General features: G+C 61.3%; 14 protein-coding genes. 6 read left to right on the top strand and 8 right to left on the bottom strand.

Annotated features, from left to right (window positions below):
- Positions 1 to 227: 227 nt before the first annotated feature.
- On the bottom strand, positions 228 to 824 hold the full coding sequence (locus ACQY5P_RS13915) for a helix-turn-helix transcriptional regulator (RefSeq protein ID WP_428407470.1): 597 nt from the start codon (positions 822 to 824) through the stop codon (positions 228 to 230).
- Between the two features lie 25 nt (positions 825 to 849).
- Complete coding sequence (locus ACQY5P_RS13910; RefSeq protein ID WP_428407469.1) at positions 850 to 2,118, bottom strand: dicarboxylate/amino acid:cation symporter; 1,269 nt, start codon at positions 2,116 to 2,118, stop codon at positions 850 to 852.
- A 111-nt stretch (positions 2,119 to 2,229) separates the two neighbouring features.
- On the opposite strand from ACQY5P_RS13910, the gene ACQY5P_RS13905 reads away from it, so the two are divergent.
- Positions 2,230 to 2,424, top strand: coding sequence for a CsbD family protein (locus ACQY5P_RS13905; RefSeq protein WP_428407468.1), 195 nt, complete (start codon positions 2,230 to 2,232; stop codon positions 2,422 to 2,424).
- Between the two features lie 72 nt (positions 2,425 to 2,496).
- Here the strand turns inward: ACQY5P_RS13905 and ACQY5P_RS13900 are convergent, their stop codons facing one another.
- Positions 2,497 to 4,602 (bottom strand): prolyl oligopeptidase family serine peptidase, encoded by a 2,106-nt coding sequence (locus tag ACQY5P_RS13900; RefSeq protein WP_428407467.1) that lies wholly within the window; start codon positions 4,600 to 4,602, stop codon positions 2,497 to 2,499.
- Between the two features lie 201 nt (positions 4,603 to 4,803).
- Here ACQY5P_RS13900 and ACQY5P_RS13895 point away from each other — a divergent pair, with 201 nt between their 5' ends.
- A complete protein-coding gene (locus ACQY5P_RS13895) occupies positions 4,804 to 5,394 on the top strand; it encodes a PilZ domain-containing protein (protein ID WP_428407466.1) in 591 nt (196 codons plus the stop codon).
- Between the two features lie 6 nt (positions 5,395 to 5,400).
- On the opposite strand, the gene ACQY5P_RS13890 is transcribed toward ACQY5P_RS13895, so the two are convergent.
- The 3 genes from ACQY5P_RS13890 to rph all read right to left on the bottom strand — a co-directional run bounded on the left by ACQY5P_RS13890 (position 5,401) and on the right by rph (position 8,315).
- A complete protein-coding gene (locus tag ACQY5P_RS13890; RefSeq protein WP_428407465.1) occupies positions 5,401 to 5,940 on the bottom strand; it encodes a CC0125/CC1285 family lipoprotein in 540 nt (179 codons plus the stop codon).
- A 99-nt stretch (positions 5,941 to 6,039) separates the two neighbouring features.
- Entirely contained in the window at positions 6,040 to 7,503 is a 1,464-nt protein-coding gene (locus tag ACQY5P_RS13885) for a mechanosensitive ion channel family protein (RefSeq protein WP_428407464.1), read from the bottom strand.
- A 101-nt stretch (positions 7,504 to 7,604) separates the two neighbouring features.
- Complete coding sequence (gene rph / locus ACQY5P_RS13880; RefSeq protein WP_428407463.1) at positions 7,605 to 8,315, bottom strand: ribonuclease PH; 711 nt, start codon at positions 8,313 to 8,315, stop codon at positions 7,605 to 7,607.
- A 187-nt stretch (positions 8,316 to 8,502) separates the two neighbouring features.
- On the opposite strand from rph, the gene hrcA reads away from it, so the two are divergent.
- Positions 8,503 to 9,528: a heat-inducible transcriptional repressor HrcA gene (gene hrcA, locus ACQY5P_RS13875; protein ID WP_428407462.1), complete on the top strand. Its 1,026-nt coding sequence runs from the start codon at positions 8,503 to 8,505 to the stop codon at positions 9,526 to 9,528.
- A gap of 60 nt (positions 9,529 to 9,588) precedes the next feature.
- Entirely contained in the window at positions 9,589 to 10,221 is a 633-nt protein-coding gene (gene grpE / locus ACQY5P_RS13870) for a nucleotide exchange factor GrpE (RefSeq protein WP_428407461.1), read from the top strand.
- Between the two features lie 72 nt (positions 10,222 to 10,293).
- Here the strand turns inward: grpE and ACQY5P_RS13865 are convergent, their stop codons facing one another.
- A complete protein-coding gene (locus tag ACQY5P_RS13865) occupies positions 10,294 to 11,898 on the bottom strand; it encodes a phosphoenolpyruvate carboxykinase (RefSeq protein WP_428407460.1) in 1,605 nt (534 codons plus the stop codon).
- Positions 11,899 to 12,148: 250 nt separating this feature from the next.
- On the opposite strand from ACQY5P_RS13865, the gene ACQY5P_RS13860 reads away from it, so the two are divergent.
- Positions 12,149 to 12,400, top strand: coding sequence for an XrtV sorting system accessory protein (locus ACQY5P_RS13860; RefSeq protein WP_428407459.1), 252 nt, complete (start codon positions 12,149 to 12,151; stop codon positions 12,398 to 12,400).
- On the opposite strand, the gene ACQY5P_RS13855 is transcribed toward ACQY5P_RS13860, so the two are convergent.
- The gene (locus ACQY5P_RS13855; RefSeq protein ID WP_428407458.1) at positions 12,397 to 13,737 is read right to left on the bottom strand and encodes a 2OG-Fe(II) oxygenase; all 1,341 of its coding nucleotides are present in this window, start codon (positions 13,735 to 13,737) and stop codon (positions 12,397 to 12,399) included. The genes ACQY5P_RS13860 and ACQY5P_RS13855 overlap by 4 nt on opposite strands.
- Between ACQY5P_RS13855 and ACQY5P_RS13850 the strand changes: the two genes are divergently transcribed.
- Positions 13,736 to 14,608, top strand: a complete 873-nt coding sequence (locus tag ACQY5P_RS13850) for a 1-acyl-sn-glycerol-3-phosphate acyltransferase (RefSeq protein ID WP_428407457.1) — start codon at positions 13,736 to 13,738, stop codon at positions 14,606 to 14,608. The two genes, ACQY5P_RS13855 and ACQY5P_RS13850, sit on opposite strands and share 2 nt — an antisense overlap.

Raw genomic sequence — 14,608 nt, 5'->3', positions numbered from 1 at the left:
GGATACTACTTTGGTTAACAATCAATGAACGCAAGTAATTCCGGGCCCTTACTCCCCCGCGCCAAAAAGCTCTTTCCTCCCCGCCGCGATTTTGTTAAGGAAGTCACATCCTTAAGAGGCCGGGGCAGGCACGGAGGGGGATAAGTTGGAGGAAGATGACCGCAAGCGCGCGGAAACGCTCTACGAGCGTTTGCTTGACGTTTTTCCAAAGCGGAGAAGCGGCAACATCATTCCGTTTCCAACCGATGGACGGGCTCATCGATTCGGGAAAACGCCTCAATCATCGACACTGCCCCTGCCAGGGCGGCGCTCAGACGCTCTTGAAAATCCGGAGGCGGATCGTCAAAGCAAGATTGAAGGATTGTTAAAGCGGTTATTTGAAGACCTTGCGAAAGACGACTGATCGTTTTTTCGTCGAGCTCGGCTGACGCAGCCGGGCGGCCATCCCCATCCACATAGGCAATCAAACTGCACACGGCGTCCGCAAGGTCGTCTTCCGCGATATGCTGGGCCGGGCGTAGGCCGCAAGTTTTCGCGGCGACCGCCAGAATCGCATAGCGCGCGCCGATGGGGCAGACAGCCGCCCTTTTGACTTCCGGCCGCGGAACCGACGCCACGATCTTTTCAATATTCGCGTCCGGATCGAGCACGTCTTCGGGGGCGATCCCCAGCGCGTTGCTGACGGCGTCGATCCAGGGATCGCTCAAAGCCCGTTCGCCGGATTCAAGGCGCGGCAGATATTCCGGATAGATCCCGATGAGCCGCGAGAATTCGCGGGGGCTGAACAGGAAACCGAGACGCAGACGCTTGATATTGTTGGCCATGGCGCAGCTCCCCGGCGCGGCGGATTTAGCTTAAGGGTTTCTGTCGGAAGACGTCTTCGTCAAGTTCGCCTTCCCATTTGGCGACGGCGGTTGCAACCGCCGTGTCGCCGGTGACGTTGGTGACCGTGCGCATCATGTCGAGGAGCCGGTCGAACGGGAAGATGAACCCGATCACGAGCGCGGTATGTTCCGGCGTCACTTCAAAGACGTCGAGGACAATGGACAAGAGGAACAGGGAGGCCGAGGGGACGCCGGCCGTGCCGATGGAAACGAGCGCGGCGGTGAGCGCGATCAGGAAATAATGTTGCGGCTCCAGATTGTAGCCAAAGGCCTGCGCCGTGAAGAGCGCGACAATGCCGAGATAAAGAGATGTGCCGTCCATGTTGATGGTGGCGCCGAGCGGCAGGACCGAACCCGCAACCGATTTCTTGATGCCGAGATTTTCCGTCGCCGCGCGGATCGTCACCGGCAGCGTCGCCGAAGACGATGACGTAGAATAGGCGACCATCATCGGATCGAGAATGCCGCGGAAGTAATCCACGAAGGGCAGCTGCAGGATCACCCGCACCAGACCGCCATAGACAAGGAGCATGTGCAGCGCGCAACCGAGATAGACGGCGAGCGTCAGGGAGAGGATCGCCGTGAAAGTGGCGATCCCTTGCGTGCCCGCCACATAGGCGATGAGACCGAAGACGCCGAAAGGCGCCAGCTCCATGATGATATGCGTCATCTTGAGGATGCCCTCGGCGCCGGCTTCGAAAAACCGGCCCGCGGCCTGCCCCGCCTCTCGCGCCATCAAGAGACCGACGCCGAGCAGAAGCGCGAAAAAAATGATGGCCAGCATGTCGCCTTCGACCAGCGCCGCGAAAGGATTTTCCGGAATGATGCCCATCAGGCGCTCGCCGATGGGCTGGGCCTCGCCCATCTGGCGCGGCTCGGCGCCGCCGAGCTCGACGCCCTTGCCAGGCTGAAACAAGAGCCCCATGCCGAGGCCGATGAGGTTCGCGAAGAACGTCGTCAGGATGTAAAGCAGGAAAGCCTTGATGCCGATCGTGCCGAGTTTTTTCGGATCGCCCATGGCGTAAATGCCGGCGACCAGCGTGAAGAAGACAAGCGGAACGACAATCATCCGGATAAGACGGATGAACACATCGCCGATCACTCTGACCTTGGCGAGCAGCGCTTCGGCGGCGGCGGCCTCCATGGCTTGCGACACGGCGAGCCCGAAGATGACGCCAAGCACGAGGCCCAGAAACACCCGTTTCCAAAGTTTAATGCCGAACCACCAGGCCATCCGCCGCCCTCCATTTCATACGCGCAATCCTAGACCGGTTTCCCGCTTAAAGGGAACGGAGCGCGCGATCGCCGTGTTTGGTTGATGTGCAACAAGAAAGGAATCCGCATCATGAATTCGGATGAATTAAAAGGCAAATGGAACCAGCTGAAAGGCTCCGCTAAGTCCCAATGGGGCAAGCTGACCGACGATGAACTGACCCAGATCGAAGGCGACCGGGACAAGCTGGTCGGCAAAATCCAGGAAAAATACGGCGTCGCTCGTGAAGAGGCCGAGAAGCAGGTCAAGGAATGGCGCGCAGCCTAACGCCCGGGAACATACAAGGAAGCCGCCCTTTTGAGGGCGGCTTTGTTTTAAGGGAGCCTGAAGGCGGCGCTCCTAGTCGTCAGAGCCCATCAACATCCGAGCGAAGTAAACCCATTCAAGCGCGGTTCTGTGGGCGAGTTGCTCCTGATTGGCCGTGCCGCCATGACCGCCTTCGATGTTTTCATAATAGAAGTAGTCATAACCCAAAGAGTCCATTTTCGCCGCCGCCTTGCGGGCGTGACCCGGATGAACGCGGTCATCCTTGGTGGAGGTGTAGAACAGCACCTTGGGATAAGGCTCGCCCGCCTTGAGATTCTGATAGGGCGAATATTTCGAAATATATTCCCATTCTTCCGGGATGTCGGGATTGCCGTATTCGCCCATCCATGACGCGCCGGCGAGCAGCTTGTTGTAGCGCTTCATGTCGAGAAGCGGCACGCCGATGTCGATCGCCGCATAAAGATCCGGCCGCTGGGTCAGCATGGCGCCCATCAACAGCCCGCCATTGGAGCGGCCGATGGCGCCGAGTTTTTCAGCGCTCGTCACGCCCGTCGCGATCAAATCTTCTGAAATTGCGATGAAATCGTCGAACCCTTTTTGACGGTTCTCCTTCAGCGCCGCCTGGTGCCAGCGGGGGCCGTATTCAGAGCCGCCGCGAATGTTTGAAAGGACGAGCACGCCGCCGCGCTTCACCCACATGAGGCCCGCAAGCGCGCCATGCTGGGGCCGCGACGGATCGTCGTAATAGTAAGGCAGGATCGGCACCAGAAAGCCGCCATAGCCATATTGAACTGTCGGCGCATTGCCTTGTTTCAAGACGGAATCGAGTCCCATGATGTAGTAAGGGACTTTCGTTCCGTCCGCGGACGTAGCAAAGCGCTGCTCGACGGTGACGCCTGTCGCGTCATAAAAGGCTGGAGTTTCGGCGATCTTTTCAACCTTGTTTTTTGCGGTCACATAATAAAGCGTGTCCGGCGTCGTCAGGCTTTCGAAGGAAAAGATCGCGTCATCCGTGCCGCCGCCGGCGGAAACGAGGGAAACAACGCCGTTTTCAGGAAGCTTGATCGGGGCGGCTTTCCAGTCGCCTTTCTTCGAGCGCGTGACGCGCACCGCCGCGCCCGAGACATCGTCGAGATACTGAATGACGATGTTTGACTTGCCGATCTCGACGTCCTCAACCGACTGGTTGGCGGAAGCTTCGAACACTGTCTCCACACCGCCATCCGTCAGGCCGTAAGCGATAACCGCGCCCTGGCCGTAGGTCTTTCCGTCATGCTCCCAGTCTTCGCGCAGGAAGAAAACTGCGCGGCCGTCGAGCACGCCTTGAAAATCGGCGTTAAGAGGGAGCGGCAGTTTTTTAAACTCGCCCTGCTCATCCTTATAATAATATTCGGATTCAAAGAATGTGACGCTGCGGCTGACGAAAACGTGCGTCTTGCCGCCTTCATGTTCGACCCGCGCGTCGGAAGAAACATCCGTTTCCTCGCCTTCGAAAATCACCGGCGCATCAGCGACAGACCCGCCGCGCACTAGCCGCATGACCGTGCGCGGATAACCGGATGATGTCAGGGATCCCTCGCCGCGATCCGTGCCGATAAGAAGCGTATCCGCATCGAACCATTCGACGCTCGACTTCGCTTCATCGAGGGCGAAGCCGCCTTCTACAAAGGCTTTTTCGTCTGTGTTGAATTCGCGCCAGTACCCCGCGTCCTTGCCGCCGTCGGAAAGCTCCACCATGCAATGAACATATTCGGGCGACAGGCATACGACCGAGCCGCGAATCCAGTTGCGGTCTTCGGCAGCCGCAAGCGCATCATAGTCGAGCACGGTTTCCCATTCGGGTTCGCCCGAGCGATAGCTCTCGACACTCGCCCGGCGCCACAGTCCGCGCTTGTGATCGTCGTCCTGCCAGAAATTATAGACATGGCCATTGTGAATTTGGCCGAGCGCGAGGCGCGCATCCGAGGTGAGGACCGAGAGCGCCTCTTCATACATGGGCTGAAACCGCGGATCGCTTTCGAGCTCGCCGAGAGACCGCTTGTTCTCGCCGCGCACCCAGTCGAGCGCCTTTTCGCCCTCGACCTCCTCCAGCCACAGAAACGGGTCTTCATCCTGGGCCGGCGCGGCGGCGGTCATGGCTACAAAAGCTGCAGCGGCGCAGAAAAATTTATTCATCATGTCGTGAAACTCCGCGGGGGATGGGGAAAATGGTTTCTTTAACCATACAAGCCATTGTCGGGCCTGCAAAGCTTGCGACAGACGACGCAGGCGCCGCGCAGCAGTCGTTAAAATTGCAGCTTACTCATTAGAAAAGGTTTTGGGGCTGGCCGCTAATTTGCAACGCGGCGGCGCAACTACGCAATTCGGGACAACTTTACGATGTTTAGGAATGATGCACGGCGTTATCAGCGGATCAGCCTCAATCTGCCGGCGCGCATTATGGTCAACGCTGTCGACGAATATGACGGCCGCCTCATCAACATATCTCCGGGCGACATGGCGCTGATTTCAAACGCGAAAGTCGTCGTCGGCGACGCCGCCGTCATCCACATTGACGGCCTCGACGTCATTGAAAGCACGGTGGCGCGGACGTTCCCGGATGGCTTCGCCACATCGTTCCTGTTGTCGAAGCGCCGCCGCAATCTTCTCATCGAACAGCTGATGCTGAAAGCCAATCCGGAATTCGCCGATGGGCTCGGCGACCGCCGCTCGACCCTGCGCCACCGCGACAACGGCTCGCGCGCCTCCTGCCGTCTCGCCGACGGCACGTCATTGTTCGTGACCATCGTCGATACGTCCGTCAACGGCGTTTCCGTCGACGCCCGCCGACGCCCGCCCATCGGCTCCGCGATTCACATTGGGCGCCGCCGCGGCGTCATTGTGCGCCACACGCCGCGCGGCTTTGTGGTGGTTTACGACTCTGCGTCGGAAACGGCGCAAGACAATAAGCCTGCGCTTCGCGCCGTTTAGATTAGCTTATTCAACCGGGCCGAGCACATAAGGCCCGAGATTGGCCATCACTTCTCTGGCGTTGAAAGCCTGCGGATTGTCAGCGGGCTTTTCGCCCCTGTACATCACGATGAAAGCGACGGCGGAGTAACGGGTCACTTCGCGCGTGTAGCTGTCATAAGGCGCGCCCCAGCCCCAGCCATAGGCGTAATAGGGGAAGCCGTAATAGGGCCGGTAGAACGGATAGCCAAAACCATAACGGCCGTAAAAAGCTGGCTCCGTCGTCGTGCGATAGCTTTTGCTCGCCTCGGTCTGGTTTTCAACGGCGATGAAATAGTCATAACCGAGATCAACCGTCAGCTCCGCCGCGCGATAAAGAAGCGCGCTCTCGACCGTTTCGCGCGCCGTCACCGAATTGCCGCGGAACGTGATGCGGTAGCGGTTGTCTTCAATGCGCTGATCGGAAAATCCGTAGCCCCCGCCTTGTGCGGCCGGCCCGTATGGCGTCGCCGTTGCGCAGGCGACAACAAGAAGCGCGAGCGCGCTTGTGATAATCATTCGAAACATGTGACATCTCCCGGCGTGACAGCCCAAAACGGTTCATCGGCCCCGGGAACAATATAGCCGCCCGGCGCCCCACCTGCAAAGACCAAGCGGCAAACCGCCTCACTCATCACGAGAGTTTGAGAGGGCCTCGGCCCTTGTTTCCGAAACGATTTTGAGGCTTTCGGGCGCCGATTTGATGTGCAGATCGCGCTGCGGGAACGGCACTTCGATGCCCATTTCATGGAGCATGTCCCAGATTTCCATCATCACGTCGGAGCGCACATTGGCGGAGCCGTTGGCCGGATCGTTGATCCAGAAACGCAAATCGAAGTTGATGGAGCTATCCCCGAACTCCATGAGGTTGCATCGCGGCGCAGGGGTTTTCAGCACGCGGTCGACTTTCAGCGCGCGCTCTTCGGCGGCGCGGGCGAGGCCGCGCACGTCGCGCGTGTCGTAGGATACGCCGAACGGAGCATGGAGACGCACCACCCGATCGTCATGGGACCAGTTGATGACGCCCTCCTCGATGAACTTGTCATTAGGGACCAGGTGGGCGGTGCCGTCGCGGGTGCGCAAAGTGACATAGCGCGCGTTCATCGCCGTCACCCAGCCATAGGAATCGTCGATCTCAATGACGTCGCCGGGCTTGATCGACTTGTCGGCGATCAGCGTGAAACCGGCGAAAAAGTTCGACACCGTGCGCTGCATGCCAAGGCCGATGCCAAGACCTACGGCGCCGCCGAAAATCGCAAGCGTCGCAAACGGAAAGCCGACAATCTGGAGCGCCGCGACCAGCGCGACGACGGGAAGGAGCACATCGAGAATTTTCGACAAGAGCGCCTTGAACGAAACGGTGAGTTCGTCGATGGCGTTGATGCGCCCCTGAATGAGGTGGTTTAAAAACCGCGCGCCCCAGAAAAGAACGCCGAAAACCAAAAGCGTGCGCAGGAAATCCAGCGCCGAGAAAGTCTGCTGCACGCCGTTTTCATCTTCGCCGATGGGAAAGGAGAAGGCCTCGAGCTGGCGCACCACATCGTCAAGAACGCCGAACGCATCGAGCGCGGCGATGGGCCAGACAACATAAAACGCAACTCGCGACCAGAAAGGCGAGCGGATGACCAGAGTCACCAGGCGGATGACGATCCACGCGGCAAGAAGACTGACTGCAGCGGAGATCAGCCCTATGGAGCTGCCCGCTGTCCGAAGGCCCACGACCGCCGCCTGCAGGACGAGATAAAGCGCGATGGGCGTCGCCAGATGCGCAAAGGCGTTCGCGGCCCGGCGCAGAATGCCGTAGGGCGCGCGCGGCGCAACCTGAGACTGTATGAGCTTTCTGAGGCGCGGACCGAAAAACGCGGCCGGCAGGATCGCCGCCACCAGAATGCCGGCTTCGATGGCCGCGCCAGTGGTCAGCATGCTGCTTTGAAGGCCGTCCCAGAGCCCCGCAAGCCGCTCGCGGATCGTCTCAACGCTTTCTTCGATTACCGATTCATCGACCGAGGCGACCGGCGCGTCCTGCACATCGCCTCCCGGCGTTTCTTGCGGCGGGGGCGCTGCATCCTCTACCGGTTGCGGATCCTGCATCGGCTCTTTCGGGAATAGGAACGGAACTTTTCGAGTCTATCAGCTTCGCCTTGTGGCGCAACTAGTGGACCGCCAAGCGCATATTAGATTGCTGCGCTGCGTCAGCCGGCGATTTCGCGCTGCTTCGCAGAGAGCTCTGCGCAGCCCGCTTTCGCCAGCGAGAGCAGCGCCGCAAACTGGTCGTCCGTGAACGGATCGCCTTCCGCCGTCGCCTGCACTTCGACGAGACCGCCGGAACCGGTGATGACGAAATTGGCGTCGGCCTGCGCCGTCGAGTCTTCATCGTAATCGAGATCGAGCGCCGGCGCGCCGGCCACGAGACCGCAGGAAATCGCGGCGACGCGGTCACGCACCGGATTGGACTTGATGACGCCCTGCGACGCCGCCCACTGGCAGGCGGCGTTCATGGCGATCCAGGCGCCGGTGATCGACGCCGTGCGCGTGCCGCCATCGGCCTGGATGACGTCGCAATCGATCAGAATCTGGCGTTCGCCCAGCGCTTTGAGATCGATGACGGCGCGGAGCGACCGGCCGATGAGGCGCTGGATTTCCTGCGTCCGCCCCGACTGACCGCCCTTCGCCTCGCGTTTCATACGCTCGCCGGTGGAGCGCGGCAGCATGCCGTATTCCGCCGTCACCCAGCCGCGCCCGCCGCCCCGGAGCCAGGGCGGCGTCGTTTCATCCCAGCTTGCGGTGCAGAGCACATGCGTGTCCCCGAACTTGACGAGACAGGAGCCCTCGGCATGTTTGGCGACGCCGGTTTCAAGGGAGACGGCGCGAAGCTCGTTAAAGGCGCGGCCTGAGGGTCTCATAAGGTCTCCGATACTGGTCAGCACTGGTTGCCGGGAATTGGGGCGAGCCTTCCTAGACCCAAGCCCCCGTCCCTGTCGACCCAACCCTCCATTCGCGGCGCCATCAGCTTCCGACGAAGCCTCTTGTCCTTGCAGACGGGCGGCTTATTTTTCTTGGTTCTAACTTTGGAAAGCAAGAAAACGCCCGATGCCCGGCCTGAGCGACATAGACGAGCGGTCCCGCGAGATTTTCCGCCGCCTGGTGGAGACCTATCTCGCCACGGGAGAGCCGGTGGGCTCGCGCACCCTGAGCCACGACACCAAGATCGCGGTGTCGGCGGCGACGGTGCGCAACGTCATGGCGGACCTCACCGATATGGGCCTTCTCCATGCGCCGCATATTTCTGCGGGACGGCTGCCGACCGAACTGGGGTTGCGCCTTTTCGTCGACGGACTGATGCAGGTGGGCGACCTCACCCCCGAGGAACGCCGCGCCATCGAGGCGGAAGCGGCCGAGGGCGGCGCAGAAGACCTTCTCGAGGCCGCAGCCGCGCGCCTCTCCGGCCTGACGCAGACGGCTAGCCTCATTGTCACGCAGAAAGCCGACGCGCCTTTGCGCCAGATCGAATTTGTGCGCACCGGGCCCGGCAAAGCGCTGGTCATCATGGTGTTCGAGGACGGCCGCGTCGAAAACCGCGTCATCAACGCGCCTGACGATCTTCCCGCATCGGCGCTGATCGCCGCGGGCAATTATCTCAATGCTCGACTGCGAGGACGCAGCCTTAACGAAACCCGGTCGAGCATCCTCGCCGAGATCGAATCGAACCGCGCCGAACTTGATGCGCTCACCTCGCGCCTGGTGCGCGAAGGCGTCGCCGATATCGCCGGAGAGGACAACTGGCAGCTCATCGTGCGCGGCCGCGGCCACCTTCTCGACGAGGCCGCGCAGGATATTGAGCGCGTGCGCATGTTGCTCGACGACCTTGAGAGAAAGCGCGACGTCATCGACCTCCTCACGGCGGCCCGGGACGGCGAGGGCGTTAAAGTCTTCATCGGCTCGGAAAACCGCCTCTTCTCGCTTTCCGGCTCCTCGGTCATCACCGCCCCCTATCGCGACGAAAACCGCAAGATTGTCGGGGTTTTGGGGGTGATCGGGCCCACGCGGCTCAATTACGCCCGGGTTGTCCCAATTGTGGACTACACGGCGGAAGTCCTCTCCCGGATGTTGAAATAGACGCCGTCCGCGCGTACATCCCGCAGCGAACGATTTCCCCGAAACCATCGAAGCAGTCTCATGAGTGACGAACACGAAAACCCGCCGCCGCCCTTTCCCCATGAGGCCGGCTATTTTGACGATCCGGAAGCGCTGGATGAGGAAACCGAGGGCGGCGATGATGCGGCGGCCCTCGAAGCCGCCCAGAAGCAGATCGCCGAGCTCAACGACAAGGTGCTGCGCCTCGCCGCCGAAATGGAAAACACGCGCCGCCGCGCCGAGCGCGAAAAGGCCGACGCCGGGCGCTACGCCATCGCGAATTTCGCACGCGACATGATCGCCGTCGCCGACAATTTCGAGCGCGCCTTTCAGGTCGCCGAACGCAGCGAGGGCGGACCGGATGCCCTCGGCGGGCTGATCGACGGCCTCAAGATGACGGAAAAAGAACTCCTCTCGGTGCTGGAGCGTCACGGCGTCCGCCGCGTCGCCGCCGAACGCGAAAAGTTCGACCCCAATGTCCATCAAGCGGTCGCGCAAATTCCGCATGCGGAGATTCCGTCGGGCCATGTGGTGGACGTCGCGCAACAGGGCTTCACCATCGGCGACCGCGTCTTGCGCGCGGCCATGGTGACGGTGTCGTCAGGCCCCGGCGCAGGCGGCGGAAACCCAGGACAGCCGGGCGAGCCCGGCGAACGGCTGGACACGAAAGTCTGAACTCAGAATTATTTTGAAACGAAAAAGGGCGGCTTCTTCAGCCGCCCTTTTTCATAGAGAAACTTGTGCAGGCTAGGCTTTCGGCCCCGCCGCCTTCACGTCGTCGCTGACATAGGCTTCGAAGATCTTGAAGTTCTCAGCGAACATTTTCGCGAGCTTTGCGGCCTGGGCGTCGAACGCCGCCGCATCTTCCCAGGTATCGCGCGGATTGAGGATCGCCTTGTCTACGCCCGGAACCTCGGTCGGAACCTCGAAACCGAAAATCTCGTCCGTGCGCATAGGCGCCTTGTTCAGCGAGCCGTTGAGCGCGGCGGTGAGGAGCGCGCGCGTTTCCTTGATCGGCATGCGCTTGCCCTGGCCATGGGGTCCGCCGGTCCAGCCGGTGGAGACGAGCCAGCAATCGACATCGTGCTTGTCGATCAGCTTGCCCAGCAGCGCGCCGTATTCCGACGGATGGCGCGGCATGAAGGGCGCGCCGAAACAAGTGGAGAAGGTTGCTTGCGGATCCTTGCCGAGGCCTTTTTCGGTGCCGGCGACTTTGGCGGTGTAGCCGGACAGGAACATGTACATGGCCTGCGCCGGGGAGAGCCGCGCAATCGGCGGCATCACGCCGAAGGCGTCGCAGGTGAGCATGATGATGTTGTTGGGATGGGTGGTGACGCCCTCGGTGCTGGCGTTCGGAATGTAATGGATCGGATAGGCGCCGCGTGAGTTTTCGGCGAGCGACCCATCGTCGAGATCGAGCTCACGCGTCACCGGATCCATCACGACATTTTCAAGCACAGTGCCGAAGCGTTTCGTCGTCGCGTAGATTTCCGGCTCGGCCGTCGGCGAAAGCCGGATCATCTTCGCGTAGCAGCCGCCTTCAAAATTGAAGAGGCCGTTCGGGCCCCAGCCGTGCTCATCGTCGCCAATCAGCGTGCGGTTCGGATCGGCGGAAAGCGTCGTCTTGCCGGTGCCGGACAGGCCGAAAAAGATCGCCGAGTCTTCGCCTTCGCCCACATTGACCGAGCAATGCATGGGCATGATTTCCTGTTCGGGCAGGAGATAGTTGAGGATCGTGAAAACCGATTTCTTCATCTCTCCCGCATAGGACGTGCCGCCGATGAGGATGAGACGACGCACGAAATCGACCGCAATCACGGTCTTCGAACGACAGCCATGCACCTCAGGGTCGGCGGCAAAACCGGGAAGATCGACGATGGTGAAATCGGGCTCGCCCTTGCCGGAAACAGAGGGGCGCTCATCGAGCGGCGGACGCACGAGAAGGTGCTGGATGAAAAGGCCGTGCCAGGCATATTCGGTGAAGACCCGCACCTTGATGCCATAGGTCTTGTCGGCGCCGCCAGCGAGGTCCTGCATAATGAGATCGCGTGACGATGCGTAGTCGAGCATGTCGGCATGCAGGCGGTCGAAGGCCTCCGGCGACATCGCCTTGTTGGCGTCCCACCAGATCTTGTTTTCGATCTCCGGATGACGGACGACGAATTTATCTTGCGCCGAGCGGCCGGTGTGTTCGCCGGTCTTCACGACCAGGGGCCCGTCCTTCGCGATCTCGCCCTCGCCGCGCGCGACCGCCAGCTCGTAAAGCGCGGAGGCCGTCAAATTCGCCAGCGCGCGCGGGGCGCGATCTTCAAAGCTGCGCGTCCCCTGCGCCGCCGTTGCAGATAAACTCATCAATCGTCTCCCTGGACCTAACCACCGGGCCTCTTCGGCCCCGGCGCCGGCGCATCAACATGCACCCGCCATGCCGTCAGCAGATTCTGCTCTTAGCCCCAAAAACAGGCGTTGGCCACAAGCGGAAGAGGCGAATCCGGCCCTAAAGCCTGATCTTTTCCCCCGGGGGCCTAACTTCCTTCCCGTTAACCAAGCCGCCTAAGTCCCTGTTAACGCCATTGCGGGACAGTTCAGCCCGGGAGAACGAAGAGTGACGACGATTTTCGACCTTTTGTCTGTCTTGCTGTTCATCGCGACGGCCGGGCTTTTCCTGGTGCGGTTTCGCCATGAAGACCCGCCGCTGGCGCCCTATCTTGCGATCGCACTCGTTTGCGTTGTCGGCGCCTGGCTCGGCAATCATGGCGGCGGCGCCGCCGCCGTGGGCCTTCTGATCGCGGCGGCGTTTTTAACGCTCCATCTCGCGAGCGAGCCTTATCGCGAAGATCCCGAAGAGCAGAATTAATCCCAGAACCAGAAACGGCGTTCGCGGCACCACAGGCTCAAGAGCCACTTCTCGCCCTTGGCCACCGGCGCGCCGGCGTGGAGCGTTTCTGGATAAGGCGCGCCCGCGCCATCCGTATTTTCAAAAACGAAGGCGTCGCCTGTTTCGCCCTTATGCTCGATACCGAGCTTCGGAAACACCGTCGCGCCGCCTGCATAAGCGTGGTTCAACGAAACGAGCAGCGTTTTTTGGCGCTGCCCGGCGCGGCGCACTTCGGAATAGTCGTTTGCATCCTCGGGCAGATAATCGTGATGGGGCTTATACTCCTGCCCGGGACGATAGCGCAGGACGCCGATCAGCTCGCAATTCCCCCAATTGACGCCAGCGGCCATGGCGAGGCGGCGATAGAGCGAAACCAGCATGAGATCGAAATCGAGAAGGCTGATCAGCGCGCCCTCCGACGTGCGGTATTGGGCGTGATCCGCGGCGCCCTTTTCCGGATCGACCACCAGCGACGGCGTCATCAGCGGCGCCGAGGCGCAGATGACATAGTCGCATTCGTCGAGGGTCAGGAGCGCCGGTACTTTATAAAGCGCCGGTCGGTCATGCAGCGGCGACTTAGTCCAATCTTGCTCCGAAAACGTCTTCGCAATGGCGGCAAGATCGCTGACGCTCATGGCAGGACTGAGAGGCTGATCCTCCGCCTGCGGATCAAGAGCGATGAAGGTTATCCCCCTAAGGCGCAGAGTTTCCCGCGCCGCAGCGGCGTCCCTCTCGCTCAAGAGCCCCGGCCGCCGCGCTGCATAGGCGAGCGCAATCCAGTCGCCCTTTCTTGCGGCCTCTACGAGAAGCCCGGACCCCGCGCTGCGTTTGCCGGAGACGCTTTCGGCGAGCAGCGCAAGCTCGCGCATGGCGGCGGGGTGTCCTTTCTCCGCCGCCTCGCCGAGCAGCGCGACGGCGCCGGCCCAATCCTGTTTCAGCCCGAGCCCTAGAGCCGTCAGGACAGCGAGCTGGCGCATGGCCGCCGCGCCGCCTTTCTCCCGGGCGCGGCTCAAAAGCCCTACGGCCTCCCCGACGCGCATCTCTTCGGGCCGCGCCGACAAAAGCTCGCAGGCGAGGGTGTAAAGCGCCCCCGGATGACCGGCGTCTGCCGCCTTCCGGGTCCATTCCCGCGCGCTCTCCCGGTCGCCCGAGCGTTCGAGCATCGCGGCCAGCCGGTACTGGCTCGCCGCATCCCCGCCGCGCGCAAGCGCCTCGATTTCCTTAAGGTTTTCCATTTCGCGCTTTGATAGCATGGGCCAAGCACGGTAAAAACCGGCTCTTGTATCGGGCAGAGGCCAGACCTTTATGGACGCCATGCCGTCCTCTTTGACTGACGCCGCGGTGAACGCGGACGAAGACCAGCACATTGTCGACGTGCTGATCGAAGAGCGCGCGCACAAGCTGCGCGCGTCTCCCCTGTGGCCGCTCTACAAATCCGTTCTCTATCCGCTCCTGCTTTACAAGCCGGCGGTGAGAATGGCCGACGCCATCGCCGAGAGGCCGGCGCGCGACGTCTTCGATTATATAAGCGAACTTTTGACGCTCGATGTCGAAGCGACGGGACAGGAGCATATTCCGGAAACCGGCCGGGTTCTGATCGCCTCGACCCACCCTACCGGCATTCCCGACGGCGTCGCCATGTTCGACGCCATCAAACATCACCGTCCGGACATGACCTTCTTCGCCAATCGCGACGCGTTGCGCGCCGCGCCGGGGCTTGAGGAGATGATTATCCCCGTCGAATGGGTGCAGAAAAAACGCACCGCAACGCGCTCGCGCGAAACGTTGGAGAGCGCCATCCGCGCGTTTAACGAGGAAAAATGCGTCGTGCTTTTTCCCTCCGGGCGCCTCGCTTTCATGGGCGAAGGCAAAAAACTCACCGAACAGGAATGGCTCGCCTCAGTCGCGATTTTCGCGCGCAAATATGATTGCCCGGTCGTTCCGGCGCATATCGATATGCGCAATTCCTGGCTTTATTACTGGTTCTGGAAGCTCAACACCGAACTGCGCGACATCACGCTGTTCCATGAGCTCCTGAACAAGAAAGACAAGACCTACCGCATCACCTTCGGGCCGGTCATCGAGCCTTCGGCCCTCAAGGGCGACGCGAAGCAGGTCGCCGACCGGTTGCGCGAACACGCCATGGCGCTGGGCGATGAACCCGCGCCATGGACGCCTGTCGCCTGA

It is taken from the genome of Hyphococcus sp. (genome assembly GCF_965267305.1).
In the GTDB taxonomy this organism is placed as follows: Bacteria; Pseudomonadota; Alphaproteobacteria; order Caulobacterales; family Parvularculaceae; genus Hyphococcus.
The sequence above is the reverse complement of the archived record's forward strand: the minus strand, read 5'-3'. Positions and strand labels throughout refer to the sequence as shown.